Genomic DNA, 19,316 nt, shown 5'->3' on the forward strand with positions numbered 1-19,316 from the left:
AACAAAATGCTGATGAGGAAATTCGCCGCGACTTCGGCGCTGCTGATCGCCGCTCTTGGCGTGTCCGCAGGCACCGTCAACGCGGCTCCGGCCCCCGAGGCCGATAACGGAGCCGTCAATTTCACGGCGAGCTCCACCCCCACCCAGACCATCGTCTCGACCGACTCCGGCTCCATGGTCGTCGAAGACGGCGCCTTGAAGATCAAGGCCGCCAACGGCACCACCCTCACGGGCACCGAACTGAAGTTCCGCGTGGACGAGTTCGAGTTCCCGATCGCGGCCGACATCGCGGATCACACCGCGACGCTGACCCCGCAGTTCGAAATGGACAAGGCGACCTACAAGCCGGTCGCCCTGCCGTTCGAAGACAAGGCTCCCTGGAAGAGCGAGTACGACCGTGAGCAGGCCGCCTTCAACCGGATGAAGGACACCATCGCGATGGGCGCCACCATCGGCACCCTCGTCGGTGGCCTCGGCGGCGCGGCCGTCGGTTGCGTGCTCGGCGGCATCCTCGGTGCCACCGCTGCCGCTGCGACCATCATCGGCATGTTCGGTCCGTTCATTCCGGCCGCCGCGGTCGGCTGCCTCGGCGGCATCATCGCCGTCGGCGCGCTCGGCACCGTCGCGGGCCAGATCCTGATCACCGCCCCGGTTGCCATCGGTGCGGCCATCCAGTACTTCGCGACCACCTCCGGCCCGTTCAATGCGCCCAAGTAACAGTCGAGAAGCTTTCTTACACAACTGAATTCGCACAACTGAAGATACGAGCCAGGGGAGCCCGCTCGACTGTCCGTCGAGCGGGTTTCCGCAAGCCCAGCCGAGTTACTGATAGTTTGCGACCTCAGTTTTCGGCCCCCACCCCTGCCAAAAGCACCTGGATGAGGACCAAGATCATGATCATCAAGAAGTTTGCCGCTACCTCGGCCCTACTCATCGCCGCGCTCGGTGTCACCGCAGGCACCGTCAACGCGGCCCCGGCCGCCGATCAAAAGGTGATCAACTACACGGCCACCGGCACCGACACCCAGTCCATTCTTTCGATCGACCAGGGCGCGATCGAGGTCGAAGACGGTGCCCTCAAGATCAAGGATGCGGCCGGCACCACCGTCGCGGGCACCCCGCTCGCCATGCGGATCGACGATTTCGAATTTCCGATCGCCGCGGACATCTCCGGCCGCACCGCAACCCTGACCCCGCAGTTCGACATGGCGCACGCGACCTACAAGCCCGTCGCCCTGCCGTACGAGGACAAGGCGCCTTGGAAGACGGAATACGATCGTGAGCAGGCCGCCTGGTCGCGCATGACCTCCACCATTTCCATGGGCGCCACCATCGGCACCCTCGTCGGTGGCCTCGGCGGCGCCGCTATCGGTTGCGTGCTCGGCGGTACTGCCGGTCTCGTGCTGACCGGTGCGCTGTCCGCAATGCTCGGCGCCCCGGCCGGCTTCATCGGCGGCTGCATCGCTGGCTTCCTCGCCATGGGCGCCCTCGGCACCCTGCTGGGCCAGATCTTCGTGACCGCACCGGTCGCGATCGGCGCGGCGATCCAGTACTTCACCACCATCAACGCCCCCTTCGTGGCTCCGCCCGCGCCCGCCAAGTAGGCAACGCGGACAACCGAATACCTCGTCGAAACCTCGCTCGGCCAATGGCCGGGCGGGGTTTCGCCGGTTTCCGACAGGCGCGAGCCCCGTCCCGGCCACAAGCGGAACGGGGCTCGCCTGGACAGGCCGGACGGCTTACGCGGTCCGCGCCTGTTGGCCCTCCTCGATGCGAGCACGGACGAAGCGCGACACCCGAGCCAGCGCCGCCCTGCTCTCCGGCAGGTTCGGCGCGATGCTCATGAACGCGTGCACCTGACCGCGCCAGAGCTCCACCGCGTTCGGCACACCCGCCGCGGTGAGCCGCTGCGCCATCAGCTCGCAGTCGTAGCGCAGCACCTCGTCCTCGGCCGCGATCAGCAGCACCGGCGGCAGGCCGGCCAGGATCCCGTTGACCGGCGAAAGCAGCGGATCGAGCTTGCCGTCGATCTCCGCGCCGATGCGGACCACCGCCTCCAGCGCGAGCAGCGGGATATACGGGTCCTTGCGGACATTGACGTGCGTTCGCTTGGCCGCGTAGTCCAGATCGAGCAGCGGGCTCAACCCGACCAGCCCGGCGGGCGCGGGCAGGCCGAGCTCGATCGCGCGCAACGCGGTGGCGAAGGTCAGGTAGCCGCCCGCTGAATCACCGGCGAAGACGATCCGGCTCGGATCCGCGCCGTGCCGCAGCAGCCAGCGATACGCGGTGAGGCAGTCGTCGACCGAATTGGTGATGCGCTTGTTCGGCAGCTGTCGATAGTCGACGTTGACCACCGGAAGGCCGGTACGCCGCGCCAGGCTCGCCGCGACCGGCCGATGGGTACGAAGTCCACAGACCGCGAACCCGCCGCCGTGCATGTACAGCAGGGCACCGTGGCGCAGTGCCCTTGCCGCGCCCGCCGGACGCAGGATCTCCATCCGGAACCCGTTGAGCGACACCTGCTCCCGATCGATGCCTTGTGGCTCCGGCCGCAACCTGGCCAGCGCGTCGATGGCCAGCGCGCCGATCGGGATGGTCGCGCGGGTGATCGGTGCGGCGCGCAGGGCGGGCCGGACGACGCCGAGGCAGGCCGCGAGCACCAGCCGCGCGGGGGCACTCAGATTGTCCGGATTCATCACGTTGCCGGTCTCGCCGACGCTGGTCGCTGCCATCGCGCACCTACCTCACCCACTGGTGCGCCGAGCCACGACCGAGCGGTCCCAGGCGAGCTGTCGGCGCTGACATCTCACACGATGATGTTTCAAAACACCATGTGTTGTGTGACCTAAACAACAGAATCGCCGAATCGGTGGCTCCTGAAACCGCGAAAGCCCATTCCGTAATCAATTCGACTCCGCGCCTGCGAACCTCGCGGCACCCGGCGCGGACCGAACTGGCAGACTCCTGGTCATGCGGGGAATCATCTTGGCTGGTGGCACCGGATCCCGGTTGCATCCGATTACGCGCGGGGTCAGCAAGCAGCTGGTCCCGGTCTACGACAAGCCCATGGTCTACTACCCGCTGTCCACCCTGATGCTCGCGGGCATTCGCGACATCCTGGTCATCACCACGCCCGCGGACGCGGACGCGTTCGGCAGGCTGCTCGGCGACGGCACCCAGTTCGGCCTCGCCATCAGCTACGTGGTGCAGCCGGAACCGGACGGCCTGGCCCGCGCCTTCGTGCTCGGCGCCGATCACATCGGCACCGACAAGGCGGCACTGGTGCTCGGCGACAACATCTTTCACGGCCCCGGGCTCGGCACCAGCCTGAACCGCTTCGCCGGCATCGACGGCGGCGCGGTGTTCGCCTACCGGGTCTCGGATCCGACCGCGTACGGCGTGGTCGAGTTCACCGAGGGCCGCGCGGTGTCGATCGAGGAGAAGCCGAAGACGCCGCGGTCCAACTACGCCATCCCCGGGCTGTATTTCTACGACAACGACGTCGTCGAGATCGCCCGCACGCTACGGCCGTCCGCGCGTGGCGAATACGAGATCACCGACATCAATCGGGCCTACCTTGCCCAGGATCGGCTCAGTGTCGACGTGCTCGCCCGCGGCACCGCGTGGCTCGACACCGGCACCTTCGATTCGCTGCTCGACGCCGCCAATTACGTGCGCACCATCGAGGAACGGCAGGGTCTCAAGATCGGCGTGCCCGAGGAGGTGGCCTGGCGGATGGGCTTCATCGACGACGAGCAGCTGTGCGCGCTCGCCGCACCGCTGGTCCGCTCCGGTTACGGCAGCTACCTGCTCGACATCCTCGAACGCGGCAGGGACTGGTGAACATGGAGTTCAGGGAACTCGCGGTGCCCGGCGCCTGGGTGATCACCCCGCGCCAGCTCGGCGACGGCCGCGGCATGTTCCTAGAGGCATTCAAGGCCTCGGAGTTCGAGAAGGCGACGGGCAAGCCGTTCGATCTGCGCCAGGTGAACCTGTCGGTCTCGGCGGCGGGCGTGCTGCGCGGCATCCACTACACCGAGGATCCGCCGGGGCAAGCGAAGTACGTGACCTGCGTGCGCGGCGCGTTTCTCGACGTTGTCGTCGACCTGCGCCCCGGCTCGCCGACCTACGGGCGCTGGGACAGCGTGCTGCTCGACGATGTCGACCGGCGCTCGATGTACCTGTCCGAGGGACTCGGGCACGCGATCCTCTCGCTCGAGGACGACTCCACCGTCACCTACCTGTGCTCGCTGGAGTACGCGCCCGAATTCGACAGGGACATCGACGCTTTCGATCCGCGCCTCGGTATCGACTGGCCGACGGTCGGCCGGGACGGCAACCCGCTGACCTTTATCCGCTCCGCCAAAGACACTGCGGCACCGCCCTTTTCCTGAGCAACGCGAAAGCCGACCGGCACCACCCCACAGTGGTGCCGGTCGGCTTTTCGGGTCGGCCGCGAGGGTCAGCCGACGAGTTCGAGCTCCGGTTCCGGTTTCGGAGCCGCCTCGGCCTGCTCGGCACGCTTCTTCCCGAAGAAGGCCGAAAGGGCAACCAGCGCACCGACGATCGAGACCGCCGCGGCGAAAATCAGGGCGGGCCGGTAGGTGTCGAGCATCGCGGTGGGCGAGGCGTCACCGTGCGTACCCGACGCGATGATCGCGGTGGTCACCGCGAGCACGATGGCCGCGCCGACCTGCATGGAGGTCTGCAGCACGCCGGCCGCGAGCCCTTGCTCGTCGTCGTCGATCCCGTTGGTCGCCTGAATGTTGATGGCGGGGAAGCCGACCCAGCCGATGCCGATCAGCATGATCGCGGGCAGCAGCATCGTCCAGTACGACGGCGCGGTGTCCAGCCGCAGGAACAGCAGGTAGCCGACGGCCATCACGGCCATGGTGACGCCGATGATCGGTCCGGTGCCGAACCGGTCGACCAGCTTGTCCGAGAACACCGCTGACAACGCGACCATCAGGCCGACCGGCAGCAGCGCCATCGACAGCTTCAGCGGCGACCAACCGAGGGTGTCCTGCATGTACAGGGTCACGATGAACTGCCAGCTGAAGTAGGACCCTGCCACCGCGACGATCGCCAGGCTGGCACGGACCAGCGACACCTTGCGCAGGATGCCGAGCCGGACCAGCGGGTGCTTGACCCGCTTCTCCACCGCGATGAATCCGGCGAACAACACGAGCACCCCGGCGAACGAACCGAGCGTACGAGCCGATGCCCAGCCGGCCTCCGGCGCCGTGACGACGGTGTAGACCAGCAGCAGCATGGCGGAGGTGGACAGCAGCGCGCCGAACAGGTCGTGGCCGCCACCCTCGGCGGGCTTGTCCTTGGGCACCAGCACCCACGCGGCGGCCAGCGCGGCCAGCGCGATCGGGACGGGCAGCAGGAAGGTCCAGCGCCAGCCGACGCCGGTCATCAGGCCGCCGAACAGCAGGCCGGACGAGTAGCCACCGGCACCGAACACGGTGTAGATGGACAGCGCCTTGTTCCGGGCCGGGCCCTCGGCGAAGTTGGTGGTGATGATCGACAGACCGGTCGGCGCGGTGAACGCGGCGGCCAGGCCCTTGATGAAACGGGTGAGGATCAGCAGCGGACCCGAACTCACCAGGCCACCGGCGAGCGAGGCGACCGCGAAGATGGCCAGCGCGATCAGGAAGACCTTGCGGCGGCCGAACAGGTCGGCGGTGCGGCCACCGAGCAGCAGCAGGCCGCCGTAGCCGAGGATGTAGCCGCTCACCAGCCACTGCAGAGTTGAGGTGGAGAGATCGAGTTCGTTGCCGATGGACGGCAGCGCCACACCGATCATCGACACGTCGAGGCCGTCGAGGAACAGCACGATGCACAGCGTGATCAGCATGCCCCAAAGGCGGGTAGTCCATTTGGTCGGATCGGTCGCGGAAGCGGCCGCCAGGGTTGCTGGTGAAGTCATGCGGGGTACATTACATGCGTGCGCATTAAATGCCAACACATTTAATGCAGTTGCATAGATCGAGGACGGCCACTAAGATGGGGCCATGTCGAACCCATCGACAATCGAAACAGCCCGCCGCACCGTCGCGCAGACCGGGTTGATTGGCGAGTGGCGAGAGCTGCTCGACCGGCACGCGGCGGTGAGTTGCGCACTGGAAAAAGCGCTACAGGGACAGCACAAGATCGGACTCAGCGAGTTCGAGACGCTGGACCGGCTGGTCGACGCCAACTGCGGCGACTATCGGATGAGCGATCTGGCCAACGACATCTACCTGAGTCAGAGCGCGCTCTCGCGTGCGGTGGCCCGGCTCGAGCGCGACGGCCTGGTGTCACGCACCATGTGCGTCGACGACCGCCGCGCGGTATTCGTCTGTCTCACCGAGAAGGGCCGCGAGGTCTACGACCGGGCGCTGCCAACGCATCGCTCGGTACTGAGCGCCACTTGGGGCCATCCCGGCCAAAAGTGCTGAGGCCCAAGGGCGCTAGACACCATTGGCTCACACGCCGCAGTTGGCGCGCGCCTTCTCGATGCTGTCGCGCGCGTCCACCGCTACCGACCCCAGACTCGTGAAAGCCCTTCGGTACCGGTCCATTTCGATTTCCTTGTCCAGATAAACCGGCCCGGTGAAGGCCTCGACGTAGACCACCGGCGGCTCGGCCTGCTCGCCGACCCGCAATTCGGGGAACTCGAGCAGGACGAATCGGCCCGAGTCCATGCCCTCGTGATAGCCGGAATCCGGTGGCACCACCCGGATTCGGACGTTGGGCAGGTCGCACATGCGCCGCAGGTGTTCCAGCTGTCCGGCGGCCACCTCGGCACCCCCGATCCGCCGCCACAGCACCGCCTCGCTGATCACCGCGTCCAGGTGCAGCGGCGCGTCGATCCGGGTGACCAACGCCTGCCGCGCCATCCGCAGCTGCACCCGGCGATCGATCTCGCTCACCGACATCTCGGGGCGGGCGGCGACCAGCATCGCGCGGATGTAGGCCTCGGTCTGCAATAGACCTGGCACCACCTCGTTCTCGTAGGTCGACAGCCGGGCGGCGGCTTCTTCCAGGCCGATATAGACCTCGAAGCCCTCGGCGATCACGTCGCCGTACGCGGTCCACCACCCGCGCGCCTTGGTCTCCCGCGCCAGGGCGGTGAGCGGCCCGACGAGGTCGGACGGCGCGCCGTAGACCTTGCACATCGCCTCGACATCGAGGCTGCGCAACGAGGTTTGGCCCGTCTCGATCCGCCAGATCTTGGCTTCCGACCATTCCAGCTGCTGCGCTGCCGTCCTGGTGGTCATTCGCGCCCGATTGCGCAGGTCACGCAGATGGCGCCCGAGTTGGCGCCGGGGCATGGTCGATCCAGTCGTCCCCTGCGGTAATGCCATAGGTTTTCCCCCTAGTTGCCGTGCGCCGGTCGCACTCCCGAACCCATCCGAGTTCGCCCTTGCGGCCATCCCTAGCAGATGCCCGATTCGCCTAGCCCGGCATCCGAACAGCATTGTTTCACAGCAAATCGGACATAGGTCACGATCGGTGACCCAGCTAGGCCGATGGCCTCACAACGCCAAATATGTTTGGTGAGCGCGGTTTAGTGCCGCTACCTGCGCGACCCACCCTTGCGGAAGCGCCAGAACTGCACCGCGCGAACGTCTTCGGAAAGCTGGTTGACCGGCTCGGCGACATCGGACAGCGCCTGGAACAGATCGTCGGCCAGCTCGCTGATGTGCTCCATCCTGGTCGCCAGGCGAGACGCGTTCGCCAGGAATTCCAGCATCAGCCGGACCGCGGCCGCGATGGTAAGCCCGAGCGGAACGCCGATCAGCGCCGCGACCACCCCGAGCACCGCCGACACCCGCCACATGAACACCGTCAGCGCGATCGGCACCGCGCAGGCGAACACCAGCCCGAGCAGATAGACCAGCGGCAGCAGCGTGCGCGTCGCGGTGCGGCGGAATTGCACATCGAGCAGACCGCGCGCCGCCTCGACGCTCCACTGCCCGAAGGCGCGCGGGCTCTCGAACGGCTCCGGCGGCTGTTCGTCCGCGACCACGGTGCCGCGGGAGAATCGGCGTGCCGCCGATTCCTTCCAAGTGATCCACCGGGATTCGGCTTCGTACTCCTCCGGGTCCGGCAGCTCACTTCCCTTGCCGGTGCCATTGGACTCATCACTCATGATCGAAATCCTCCCCGCAATCCCACTTCCGAGCCAGCCGGAACCTCATGCAGACCACACGAGTCCCACCATCCACAGCGGCCTCGCAGGAACGGCACAGCGAAAGAACAGGTCAGCGGCCGAAAGTAGCGGCAGGACAACAAGTCTTGACCAGTTCGAGCAACGTCATAGCAATTAGCTTTCAAGCAGGGCTGAAAGAGACGTAGCCAACAGTCCTAAAGAAGTTTTGAAGATCGCGTAACGCTGCGCACCACGAGCACCGATACGCCCCATGAAGATGCAGGACCCAGATCTACCGGGGAATGGAGAGAACAGTGCGCACCACGTTTCCGACTTCCGTCTCGGCGGCCGCAATGACCGCCGCTGCGCAGGACTACACCCAGCGCGGATGGACGGTCGCAGAAACGGCCAACGGTCTCTGCCTGATCACCGATGACGACCTTTCCGCCATCGAGGTCAGCGGCGAGCTGGCCGGCGAGGTTCGCCGCTTCCTGCGGGCGAACAACCTGTCCGGCCCCGTCATCGAGCTGCCCGGCGCCGAGCGTCGCGAGATCCACTTGGTCACCGGCGTCCGCAAGGCCGCCATGGCGCTCGAGGCGCTCACCGCCGCGGGTGCCGTTGTCTACACCGACGGCGCGGGCGTCCCGCTGCCGCCCACCCAGCTCTCGGCCGGCTCGGCCTGCTGGAGCGTCGCACCCGCCGAGGCCCGCTGGGTTCCGCCGGTCGTCGCGATCAGCGCCGCCGTCCGGGCCGCGACCGCGGGCAAGCGTTCCGCGCTCACCAGCGTCGCCTGCTGAGGTAAGCACGACGGCCGGGCACACCACCCGGCCACCACGGCCGATACCCGAATCACCGGTATCGGTCGTTTTGTCGTTGTAGATCCGATTGATACCGCAGGGTCTACGCCCGCCTCGATTACGCTGTCGAATAAGGCACTCCCGAGGCGAGGACTTTGAGCACATGGGTAACTCACCGGGTACGGGCTCAGCCCCGCACGCAGGGAATTCCGACCTGGATACGCTGAGCGGCGGCCCAGCGTCGCGCAACTTGTTGCGCACCTGCCCGCTTTGCGAGGCCGTGTGCGGACTCGAAATCACCGTTGACCCTGATGACCACGTGACCTCGGTCCGTGGCGACAAAGCGGATCCTTTCAGTAAGGGCTTCATCTGCCCCAAGGGGGCGAGCTTCGGCAGTCTTGACGAAGATCCGGATCGGGTGACCGAGCCGATGATTCGGGATCGGGTGACCGATACCTGGCGGGTCGCCTCATGGAATGAGGCGTTCGATCTCATCGCGGAACGTTTTCCGAGCGTTGTCGCCGAGCACGGAAAACAATCGGCGGCGGCATATTTGGGCAACCCGAACGCACACACCGTGGCGGGCGCACTGTATGTCCCGGTGCTGCTGCGCGCGTTGAGCACGAAGAACATCTTCTCGGCCAGCACCGCCGATCAGATGCCCAAGCAGGTGGCCAGCGGGCTGATGTTCGGCGATCCGCTGACGGTGCCGGTGCCGGACCTCGATCGCACCGACTATCTGCTGATGCTCGGCGCGAACCCGCTCGAATCCAACGGTTCGCTGTGCACCGCACCGGACTTCCCCGGCCGGTTGAAGGCCTTGCAGCGCAGGGGTGGCCGGTTCGTTGTGGTCGACCCGCGGGTCACCCGCACCGCGAAGCTTGCCGACGAGCATCTGTTCATCCGGCCGGGTAGCGACGCGTATCTGCTGTTCGGGATCGTGCACACGCTGTTCGCCGAGGAGCTCACCGATATCGCGGTCGACGTCGCCGGGCTCGATGAACTACGAACGGCCGCAGCGGCATTCAGCCCGGACTCGGTAGCGGTACGCACCGGCGTACCGGCGGCGACGGTGATTCGCCTCGCGCGCGAAATCGCCGCGGCGCCGACCGCAGCGGTGTACGCCAGGATCGGCACCTGCACAGCGGAATTCGGCACCATCACGCAGTGGCTCGTCGACGCGATCAACGCGCTGACCGGCAACCTCGACTCCCCCGGCGGCGCGATGTTCGCCACCGCGGCGACGGGCGGAATCGCGCGCAGCAGGCCGTTCCGGCTCGGCCGCTGGACCAGCCGGGTCCGCGAATTGCCCGAGGCGATGGGCGAACTGCCGGTGGCGACCCTGGCCGACGAGATCCGCACCCCGGGCGCGGGACAGATCCGCGCGCTGGTGACGGTCGCGGGCAACCCGGTGCTGTCCGCGCCGAGCGGCGCCCGCCTGGACGCCGCCTTCGCTCAACTCGACTTCATGGTCAGCGTCGACCGCTATCTCAACGAAACCACCAGGCACGCCGACGTGATCCTGCCGCCGCCGCGGCCGGTGCAGTCGCCGCATTACGACTTCGCGCTGCTGCAGTTCGCGGTGCACAACTACGCGCGCTACTCCCGCCCCCTGGTTCCGCTGGGTGATCGCCCTTCGGAATCGGCGGTACTGGCCCGCCTGGCCGCGGCGGTCTCCGGCATGCCGCACGCGGGCGTTGACGGCGTCGACCCGATCACCGGCGTGGACGAACTGATCATGGCAGGCACCCTGCAGAAGGCCGGAATGGCCGACCGGCGTGCCGAATTGGCCGGACTAGACACCACCGAGCAACGCCTCGACCTGATGCTTCGCCTCGGCCCGTACGGCGAGTGGAACGGCGGCACGCTGAATCTGCAAGTGCTGCTGGATAATCCGCACGGCGTCGACCTCGGGCCGTTGCGGCCGCGGCTGCCCGGCGTGCTGCGGACCGCGTCGAAGCAGGTAGAACTCGCCCCGCAGCCGCTGCTCGACGACGTGGCGAGGATGCGGGCCCGGCTGGCCGATATCGCGCCGGACGTGGTGCTGATCGGACGACGCCAGCTGCGGTCCAACAACAGCTGGATGCACAACATCGGACAGCTGGTGAGCGGGTCGAATCGCTGTACCCTGCACATCAATCCGGCCGACGTGGCCCGGCTCGGGCTAGGCGAGCACGCGGTGGTGAAGTCCGCCGCGGGCACGCTGACGGTGCCCCTGGAGCCGACGGAGACGATCATGCCCGGGGTGGTGAGCCTGCCGCACGGGTGGGGCCACACCGACAGCACGCAGACGGTCGCCCGAGCGCACGCGGGCGTCAACGCCAATGTGCTGACCGATGATTCGGTGGTCGATGTGCCGTCGGGCAACGCGATCTTCAACGGTGTCCCGGTGACACTGAACCCGGCGTGACGACGGGCCGCTCTGATCCGGCAGGCCGGGGTAAACCATCCCGGCCGGTCGGCATCTAGCCGAACTACGGAAACCCTTGCGCTAACTACGCATTCGGTGCATTCTCAACGTTGATTTCACAGTTTTTGCCAGGCCGAACGGACTAAAATGGACAGGATTTCGGTTTAGTCGCGGGCTCAACGACGACCCTCGAAGGATCCGGATTCCGGCGACCAGAGGGTGGCGAAGATGCCCGGTATACAGCGCGGCAGCGACGGTGAGCACGAGCTACAGGATCGGTACGGCACCCAGGACAGAGCCGCTCGCTTCTATGACGACCAGGTACTCGAAGAGCTGAATCCCACGATGATCGAATTCATCGGCCGGATGGAGATGGCCTTCATCGCCACCTCGGACAAGCACGGCGAATGCGATTCGAGCTTCCGGGCGGGCGAGCCCGGCTTTCTGCACGTCATCGATGAACGCACGATTGCGTACCCCGAATACCGCGGCAACGGCGTGCTGGCCAGCCTGGGCAACATCCTGGAGAACCCGCACGTCGGCATTCTGCTCATCGATTTCGTCCGCGATCTGATCGGCCTGCACATCAACGGCTCGGCCAGGATCATCCCCGACGGCGCCCTGCGCAACGCGACGCCCGGCCTACCCGAGAACCTCAAGGGCCGTACCGCCGAACGCTGGGTGGTCGTCGACATCGAAGAGGCATACATCCACTGCCGCAAGCATATTCCGCACCTGGTGCCCGCGGACCGCGAACGACGCGACTGGGGCACCGACAACGTCCGTGCCAAAGGCGGCGACTACTTCGGCGCCAAGGCGGACAGCGCCGACCGGGCCGGGGCACTGGTCACCCGCTGACTCGCGGTCAGTGGATCTTGAAGATCACCAGGCGTTGCACGACGAAGTTGATGACCGTCGCGGTGCCCTGCGCGACGACGAAGGCAAGCAGCTGCCGCCAGGCCGCGTCCGGCAGGGCGTCGTAGAGCACCGCGTTGATACCCACCTGGACGGCGAAGGTGACCGCGTAGAGGATCACCACGGCAACGAACCGGGCCCGGCTCGGCGGCGCCTGGAACGTCCAGCGGCGATTGATCAGGTAGGCCGTCGTGGTGCCGACGATGAAGCTGAGCGACTTGGCGACCTCGCGCGGCAGCCCGATCAGGTTGAACAGCAGGCTGTACAGCCCGAAGTCGACCACCGCCGACAGCCCGCCGGTCAGGGTGAACCGGACGATCTGGGTCTTCAGGTCGACGTCGGTACCGCCCGGCTCGTCGACCAGCGGCAGCTCGGCCGGGAGCGGCAGGTGGGGTTCGGCATGCACGCGACGAGCGTAGCGGTCGCTAAACCGATATGTAGATCACTACTCCGGAGTAAGAGACATCGACGCCGATGTCCGGCCATACCTGTAGCCTCTATGCCGATGTCCACGAAAGCTCCGACCGCCACCACGACGACCGGTAACGAGAGCGGCACCACCGTCACAAACGATGGGGCCGACGCCGGGACTGCGTTCGCATTGCCGACGCGCACCCGCACGTTGACCGGGTGGGGTCGCACCGCACCAACCTCATCCGAAGTGCTCTCGACCGGCGACCCCGAACTGATCGCCAAGGCCGTCGCCATGGTCGCCGAGGACAACGACGCCAAGCCCCCGCATCTGCGCCGCGGCGTGATCGCGCGCGGGCTCGGCCGGTCCTACGGCGACCACGCGCAGAACGCGGGCGGCCTGGTCATCGATATGACGGCGCTGAACAACATCCATCGGATCGACCGCGATACGCGGATCGTCGACGTGGATGGCGGCGTCAGCCTGGACCAGCTCATGAAGGCGGCACTGCCGTTCGGGCTGTGGGTCCCGGTGCTGCCTGGCACCCGTCAGGTGACGATCGGCGGCGCCATCGCCTCCGACATCCACGGTAAGAATCATCACAGCGAGGGCAGCTTCGGCAACCACGTGCGCTCGATCGATCTGCTGACCGCCGATGGCCAGGTGCAGCACATCACCCCGAAGCGCAACGCCAAGCTGTTCTGGGCGACCGTCGGCGGCAACGGCCTCACCGGCATCATCCTGCGCGCGACCATCGAGATGACGCCGACCGAGTCGGCGTACTTCCTCAACGACGGCGTGAAGACCACGACGCTCGACGAGACGATCGCGGCGCACAGCGACGGCAGCGAGGCCAACTACACCTATTCCAGCGCGTGGTTCGACGTGATCAGCCCGGCGCCGAAGCTCGGCCGGGCCACCATCACCCGCGGCCGCCTGGCCAAGGTCGACGAGCTGCCCAAGCGGCTGCGCGCCAAGCCACTGAAATTCGATGCGCCGCAACTGATGACGGTGCCGGACATCTTCCCGAACTGGACCATGAACAAGCTGACGCTGCGGTCCATCGGCGAGGCGTACTACGCGATGGGCGGCAACTACACCGGCAAGGTGCAGAACCTGACGCAGTTCTATCACCCGCTGGACATGATCGCGGAGTGGAACCGTGGCTACGGTTCCAACGGATTCCTGCAGTACCAGTTCGTGGTGCCGACCGAGGCGGTCGAGGAGTTCAAGAAGATCATCATCGACATCCAGGGGTCGGGCCACTACTCGGCGCTCAACGTGTTCAAGCTGTTCGGCGCGAGCAATCCGGCGCCGCTGAGCTTCCCGATGCCGGGCTGGAACATCTGCGTCGACTTCCCGATCAAGCCGGGGCTCAACGAGCTGGTCAGCGAGCTGGACCGGCGGGTGGTCGAGTTCGGCGGGCGGCTGTACACCGCGAAGGACTCGCGGACCACCGCGGAGACGTTCCACAAGATGTACCCGCGGATCGACGAGTGGATCAAGATCCGCCGAACTGTCGATCCCACAGGCGTTTTCATGTCCGACATGGCGAGAAGGCTGGAGCTGCAGTGATCAATGCCGTAGGTAACCCGCAGGCCATTCTGCTGCTGGGCGGGACCTCCGAGATCGGTCTGGCGATCTGCGCGGAATACCTGAAGAAGGGGCCCGCGCGCGTCGTCCTCGCCGCACTGCCGAACGATCCGCTACGCGAAGACGCGGTCGCCAAGATGACGGCGGCCGGCGCGAGCCAGGTCGATCTCATCGATTTCGACGCGCTCGACACCGACAGCCACCCGAAGGTGATCGACGCGGCCTGGGACGGCGGCGACATCGATATCGCCATCGTCGCGTTCGCGCTGGACGGCGATCCCGAAGAGCTGTGGCAGAACCAGCGCAAGGCCGTGCAGGTCGCCGGAATCAATTACACCGCATCGGTTTCCGTCGGCGTGCTGGTCGGCGAGAAGATGAAGGCGCAGGGCTTCGGGCGGATCATCGCCATGTCCTCGGTCGCCGGCGAGCGGGTCCGCCGCTCGAACTTCGTCTACGGATCGACCAAGGCGGGCCTGGACGGGTTCTTCCTCGGACTCGGCGAGGCGCTGCGCCCGCACGGGCCGCGCGTGCTGGTGATCCGGCCGGGCATGGTGCGGACCAAGTTCTCCGCACACGTCAAAGAGGCGCCGCTCACCGTCGACAAGGAAGACATTGCGGTGCTTGCGGTTTCGGCCGCGCAGAAGGGCAAGGAGCTCGTCTGGGCGCCGGGCACCTTCCGCTACGTGATGATGATCCTGCGCCACATCCCGCGCCCGATCTTCCGCAAACTCCCTATTTAGTCTTGGTCTGAGAGCCGCACCTCGATCCGGCCCCGCACCTATTGCGTGAGTCGGGAGGTGCGGCTTTTTCGTTTCGCCACGACGGCACGCGCTGTCACATCCGAAGCCGGACCTGGCAGCATGATCGCCGATCGTCCGCGCAACTCGAATGAACCCGGAGATGCCATGCGAGTAATCCGAGAACGTCGCAGCACGGCGTGCCCGCCGCACGTCCAGGCTGTCGGAGCGGATCGATGACGGCCACGGTCGTGGAACAGGGCGAAGCACCTGCTCCGGTGCGCGGACGAGGATCTCTGCTCGCTGAGCAAGTCGGGTCGGGTGTTGGCGAGGCTGTGCTGGCGATGCTGGTTGCCATCGTGGTAACCGCGGTCGGGCTCGTCGCGTTCTCGCTGGTGCACTGGCCCGCGTTCAACTCCTCCAATGTGACTCGGGCGTTGACGACGGTCGGGCAGGTGGTCGCCGCGGTCTTCGTGGTCACGGCGATCGCGCTGACGCGGCTGCGGCCGGGTCGGTGGTTCGCTCGGCCGTGGGTGGCGAAACTGCTGTCCTGGGTCGGCATTTCGACGTTCGTCACGTTCACCCTCGGGATGCCGTTGGGGGCGACCAAGCTGTATCTGCTCGGCGTCTCGGTGGATCAGGAATTCCGGACCGAGTACCTGACTCGGCTCACCGACTCCGCCGCGCTGCACGACATGACCTACGCGGATCTGCCGCCGTTCTATCCGGCCGGGTGGTTCTGGATCGGCGGACGCGTGGCCAACGTACTCGGCATGGACGGGTGGGCGGTATTCAAGCCGTACGCGATCGGGTCGATCGCGGTGGCGGCGGTGATCTCACTCGTGCTGTGGTCCAAGCTGATTCGCGCGGACTGGGCCATCGCGGTGACGGCGGCGGTGACCGCGCTCGCGGTCGCGTACGCGTCGCCGGAGGCGTACAGCGCGGTGATCGTGATCCTGCTGCCGCCCGCGCTGGTGCTGGCCTGGGGTGCGCTGCATCGGCCGGTTGATCGCGGGCACACCCTCGGCGGTTGGGGTGCGGTGCTCGGCACCGGGTTGTTCCTTGGCATGTCCGCCACGTTCTACACCTTGTACGCGGGCTTCGCGGCCTTCGCCGTCGCGCTGATGGGTCTCGTCGCGGCCGGGCTCGCGGTGCGCGAACAGTACGCCGCCGCGCATCCTCGACGTACCCGCGCCGACGACACCATCCGGCCGTGGCGGGCGGCCGTCGCCCCGCTGGTGCGCCTAGTAGTGATCGCGGCGATCGCCGCGGTGATCGCGCTGATCGTGTGGCTGCCGTATCTGCTGAAGACGCTGAGCGGCAAGGTCGCGACCTCGGGCTCCGCATTCCACTATCTGCCCGAGTCCGGCTCCGAACTGCCGTTGCCGATGGCCGAATTCTCGTGGCGCGGCGCGCTCTGCCTCGTCGGCCTGCTCTGGCTGGTAGTGCGGGCCGCGTCGTCGCGACGCGCGCAGGCGCTCGGCATCGGCGTGCTCGCCGTCTACCTGTGGTCGCTGCTGTCCATGGCGGCGACCGCGGCGGGCACCACGCTGCTGTCGTTCCGGCTGGAGTCGGTGCTGCTCGCGCTGCTCGCCGCGGCGGGCGCGTTTGGCTTCGTCGAGGGGGCAAGGGCGATCTATCAGGTGGTGAACGAGCCGAGCGGCTTCCGGCTCGCCACGGTGGCGGTCGCTATCGTCGGCGCGCTCGCGTTCACCCAGAACATCCCGCACATCCTCGCGCCGGAAATCACCACCGCCTACACCGACACCGACGGCAACGGTGAACGCGCGGACAAGCGCCCGCCCTCGGCCGTTGGGCACTATCGCGAGATCGACAGGGTCCTGCTCGCCCAGACCGGGCGACCGCGCTCGGACACGGTGCTGCTCACCGCCGACACCAGCTTCCTGTCCTTCTACCCGTACTACGGCTTCCAGGCGCTCACCTCGCACTACGCGAACATGCTCGCCGACTTCCCCGGCCGGGCCGCGACCATCGAGAACTGGAGCAAGCTGAAGTCCTCCGGCGAGCTGCTCGACGCGCTGGCGGCCAGCCCGTGGCGGGCTCCGGACGCCTTCCTGTTCCGCAATAGCGGCGACACCTACACGCTGCGTCTCGCCAGGGACGTCTACCCGAACGATCCCAACGTGCAGCGCTACACCGTCGCCTTCTCCAAGGAGCTGTTCGCCGATCCGCGCTTCACCACCACCGTCATCGGCCCCTTCACCTTGGTCACCCTCCGCCGATAGCAAGATCTAATAAACAGGGCAGAAGCGCGGTCCGACCTGCGCCGCTGCCCTGTTTTCGCGTTGCGCGCAGCCCCCGTTGCCAGGCACAACACAGTGTCTTCGGTTAGCGTGGGCGGCTGAGTTGAAGCTAGTTATGGGAGAAGTTTGCAGGTGGTACGGGCACAACAGGTCGATCTGGGCGAGCAGGACGGGTCGGCGGTAGGAATCGCGGAAAGAGATTCGACCGCGACCGGAGTGCTCACCACCGGGACATCGACCCCGGTCCGCAAGCGCAGGCTCCCCCGCCTCCGGATCAACCCGGTCGATCTGGTCCCGGCTTTCGGGTACCTGGCGTTGGCGGTCGTCGTCCTATCCGGGCAGTGGCGCAATACGCAGAGCGGATACCTGATCAAGAGCGGTCAGGACCAGACCATGTGGGAATGGTTCTTCGCGGTCACCGCGCATTCGGTGGCGCATCTGCACAACCCGCTCGGCACGACGCTGCAGAACTTCCCGGCCGGGGTGAACATGATGGCCAACACGGCCATGTTCGGGGTCGGGGTGCCGCTGACACCGATCACCCTGTTGTTCGGGCCGACCGTGACGTTCGTGCTCGTCCTGACGCTCGGCCTGGCCACCACCGCGCTGGCCTGGTATTGGCTGTTCTCGCGAGAGCTGGTCGAGTCCAGGGTCGCGGCCGGAATCGGCGGGTTGTTCTGCGGTTTCGCGCCCGCGATGATCTCCCATGCCAACGCGCACCCGAACTTCGTTGTGCTGCTTCTGCTTCCGATCATGGCCGGACTGCTGATCCGGATGGCGCGGCGGGCCGGGGTCGGCGCCGGAGAGCGGCGGCGCTGGCGCATTCGCGACGCCGCCCTGCTGGGATTCCTTGTCGCACTGCAGATCGCGCTCGGCGAGGAACCGCTGCTGATCTTCGCGCTGTCCTTCGGCCTGTTCACGGTTGTGTACTACTTGCACACCCCGCGACAGGGCTTGCGGGTGCTGCGCGGGATCACCCCGGCGATCCTGCTGGCCGGGGCAATCGCCTTGCTGTGCACCGTGATACCGCTGTGGTACCAGTTCTTCGGGCCGCAGAGCTACCGCTCGATCGATCACGGCCCGATGGGCAACGATCTGAAGGCGATCACCCAGTTCCCCTCCGAGTCGCTGGGCGGGATCTTCTTGCCGGGGCAGTACGTGGCGATCAACGACACCGAGCAGAACGCCTACTTCGGCTGGCCACTGCTGCTGGTGCTCGCGGTCACCGTCGCGCTGCTGTCGCGGGAACGGGTGGTCCGGGCCGCGACCGTGGTGATCGCGGTGTTCGGGGTGCTGTCGCTCGGCGCGGTCGCCATGTTCGGCAAGCGGGACACCGGCATCGCGTTGCCGTGGCGCTTGGCCGAACACGTCCCGCTGCTGAGCACGGTGCTGGAAACCCGGCTCACCATGGCGGCCATCCCGGCCATCGCGGCGGTGCTCGCCCTGGCGACCCAGCGGGCGATCGGCTGGTGGCGGGAGTCGCCGGTCGACTGGCGGCCGCTGGCCTGGTTCGGCGCACTGCTTTTCGCGTTGCTGCCGCTGATACCGACCGTCCTTCCGGTGGTGCAGCGCCCGCCGACACCCGCCTTCTTCGCGGACGGAACCGTGCGCGATTACGTCAACAACGGGTCCGTGGTGATGGTGCCGCCGTCCCGGCCGATGGACGCGGGCGCGCTGCGCTGGCAGGCCGAAGCGAACTTCGACTTCCCGCTGGCCGGTGGCTATTTCGTCGGCCCGACCAGCACCCAGAAGAAGGGCATCTACGGCCCCGAGTTCCGGCCGACCACCGCGCTGCTCGTGCAGGCGCAGGACACCGGCACCGTGCCGCCGCTGACCGACGAGGCGCGCGACCAGATCCGCGCCGACCTGAACTTCTGGCGGGCCGACGTGTTCGTGCTGCCCGCGACCAGGAATGTGGACGCGCTGCGCACCACCATGACGCAGCTGCTCGGTTTCGGGCCGACCCGGGTCGATGACGTGTGGGTTTGGGATGTTCGCGCGCTGCGATAGGTGGTGATCACCGGCTCCGGCCACTCGGGTGGCTA

Annotated in this window: 17 protein-coding genes; 12 read left to right on the top strand and 5 right to left on the bottom strand. The window is 66.9% G+C overall.

The features are described from left to right. Nucleotides 1-6 precede the first annotated feature (6 nt). Complete coding sequence (locus ACIA8C_RS17345; protein ID WP_397135603.1) at nucleotides 7-717, top strand: hypothetical protein; 711 nt, start codon at nucleotides 7-9, stop codon at nucleotides 715-717. Between the two features lie 176 nt (nucleotides 718-893). Beyond that, nucleotides 894-1,604 (top strand): hypothetical protein, encoded by a 711-nt coding sequence (locus ACIA8C_RS17350; protein WP_397135717.1) that lies wholly within the window; start codon nucleotides 894-896, stop codon nucleotides 1,602-1,604. A 135-nt stretch (nucleotides 1,605-1,739) separates the two neighbouring features. On the opposite strand, the gene ACIA8C_RS17355 is transcribed toward ACIA8C_RS17350, so the two are convergent. Then, complete coding sequence (locus ACIA8C_RS17355) at nucleotides 1,740-2,732, bottom strand: alpha/beta hydrolase (protein ID WP_397135605.1); 993 nt, start codon at nucleotides 2,730-2,732, stop codon at nucleotides 1,740-1,742. A 238-nt stretch (nucleotides 2,733-2,970) separates the two neighbouring features. Here ACIA8C_RS17355 and rfbA point away from each other — a divergent pair, with 238 nt between their 5' ends. Together rfbA and ACIA8C_RS17365 are read left to right on the top strand one after the other, a co-directional pair. After that, complete coding sequence (gene rfbA, locus ACIA8C_RS17360; RefSeq protein ID WP_397135607.1) at nucleotides 2,971-3,843, top strand: glucose-1-phosphate thymidylyltransferase RfbA; 873 nt, start codon at nucleotides 2,971-2,973, stop codon at nucleotides 3,841-3,843. A 2-nt stretch (nucleotides 3,844-3,845) separates the two neighbouring features. Further along, nucleotides 3,846-4,394, top strand: a complete 549-nt coding sequence (locus ACIA8C_RS17365) for a dTDP-4-dehydrorhamnose 3,5-epimerase family protein (protein WP_397135609.1) — start codon at nucleotides 3,846-3,848, stop codon at nucleotides 4,392-4,394. A gap of 68 nt (nucleotides 4,395-4,462) precedes the next feature. Here ACIA8C_RS17365 and ACIA8C_RS17370 read toward each other — a convergent pair whose 3' ends face one another. Continuing rightward, nucleotides 4,463-5,935, bottom strand: coding sequence for an MFS transporter (locus ACIA8C_RS17370; RefSeq protein ID WP_397135611.1), 1,473 nt, complete (start codon nucleotides 5,933-5,935; stop codon nucleotides 4,463-4,465). 85 nt (nucleotides 5,936-6,020) lie between these two features. Between ACIA8C_RS17370 and ACIA8C_RS17375 the strand changes: the two genes are divergently transcribed. Beyond that, a complete protein-coding gene (locus tag ACIA8C_RS17375) occupies nucleotides 6,021-6,446 on the top strand; it encodes a MarR family winged helix-turn-helix transcriptional regulator (RefSeq protein WP_397135613.1) in 426 nt (141 codons plus the stop codon). Nucleotides 6,447-6,473: 27 nt separating this feature from the next. On the opposite strand, the gene ACIA8C_RS17380 is transcribed toward ACIA8C_RS17375, so the two are convergent. Continuing rightward, nucleotides 6,474-7,322, bottom strand: a complete 849-nt coding sequence (locus ACIA8C_RS17380) for a helix-turn-helix domain-containing protein (RefSeq protein WP_397135615.1) — start codon at nucleotides 7,320-7,322, stop codon at nucleotides 6,474-6,476. Between the two features lie 245 nt (nucleotides 7,323-7,567). Further along, a complete protein-coding gene (locus ACIA8C_RS17385; RefSeq protein WP_397135617.1) occupies nucleotides 7,568-8,143 on the bottom strand; it encodes a DUF4282 domain-containing protein in 576 nt (191 codons plus the stop codon). A gap of 314 nt (nucleotides 8,144-8,457) precedes the next feature. Here ACIA8C_RS17385 and ACIA8C_RS17390 point away from each other — a divergent pair, with 314 nt between their 5' ends. From ACIA8C_RS17390 to ACIA8C_RS17400, 3 genes are all read left to right on the top strand, one after another. Next, the gene (locus ACIA8C_RS17390) at nucleotides 8,458-8,940 is read left to right on the top strand and encodes a hypothetical protein (RefSeq protein WP_396991804.1); all 483 of its coding nucleotides are present in this window, start codon (nucleotides 8,458-8,460) and stop codon (nucleotides 8,938-8,940) included. A gap of 223 nt (nucleotides 8,941-9,163) precedes the next feature. Next, a complete protein-coding gene (locus tag ACIA8C_RS17395) occupies nucleotides 9,164-11,350 on the top strand; it encodes a molybdopterin-dependent oxidoreductase (protein WP_397135719.1) in 2,187 nt (728 codons plus the stop codon). Between the two features lie 228 nt (nucleotides 11,351-11,578). Then, on the top strand, nucleotides 11,579-12,208 hold the full coding sequence (locus ACIA8C_RS17400; protein ID WP_397135619.1) for a pyridoxamine 5'-phosphate oxidase family protein: 630 nt from the start codon (nucleotides 11,579-11,581) through the stop codon (nucleotides 12,206-12,208). 7 nt (nucleotides 12,209-12,215) lie between these two features. Here ACIA8C_RS17400 and ACIA8C_RS17405 read toward each other — a convergent pair whose 3' ends face one another. Further along, nucleotides 12,216-12,671: a GtrA family protein gene (locus ACIA8C_RS17405; protein ID WP_396991807.1), complete on the bottom strand. Its 456-nt coding sequence runs from the start codon at nucleotides 12,669-12,671 to the stop codon at nucleotides 12,216-12,218. A gap of 93 nt (nucleotides 12,672-12,764) precedes the next feature. Between ACIA8C_RS17405 and ACIA8C_RS17410 the strand changes: the two genes are divergently transcribed. From ACIA8C_RS17410 to ACIA8C_RS17425, 4 genes are all read left to right on the top strand, one after another. Further along, complete coding sequence (locus tag ACIA8C_RS17410; RefSeq protein WP_397135721.1) at nucleotides 12,765-14,252, top strand: FAD-binding protein; 1,488 nt, start codon at nucleotides 12,765-12,767, stop codon at nucleotides 14,250-14,252. Next, nucleotides 14,249-15,010 carry a decaprenylphospho-beta-D-erythro-pentofuranosid-2-ulose 2-reductase gene (locus ACIA8C_RS17415; protein WP_397135621.1) on the top strand — a complete coding sequence of 254 codons (762 nt, stop codon included), beginning with the start codon at nucleotides 14,249-14,251 and terminating at the stop codon, nucleotides 15,008-15,010. Before ACIA8C_RS17410 ends, ACIA8C_RS17415 begins: the two co-directional genes overlap by 4 nt. Nucleotides 15,011-15,351: 341 nt before the next feature. Next, the gene (locus ACIA8C_RS17420; RefSeq protein ID WP_397135723.1) at nucleotides 15,352-17,253 is read left to right on the top strand and encodes an arabinofuranosyltransferase; all 1,902 of its coding nucleotides are present in this window, start codon (nucleotides 15,352-15,354) and stop codon (nucleotides 17,251-17,253) included. 150 nt (nucleotides 17,254-17,403) lie between these two features. After that, nucleotides 17,404-19,281, top strand: a complete 1,878-nt coding sequence (locus ACIA8C_RS17425) for a glycosyl transferase (RefSeq protein WP_397135623.1) — start codon at nucleotides 17,404-17,406, stop codon at nucleotides 19,279-19,281. Nucleotides 19,282-19,316: the final 35 nt, after the last annotated feature.

The organism is Nocardia sp. NPDC051321 (assembly GCF_044455225.1).
Lineage (GTDB): Bacteria > Actinomycetota > Actinomycetes > Mycobacteriales > Mycobacteriaceae > Nocardia.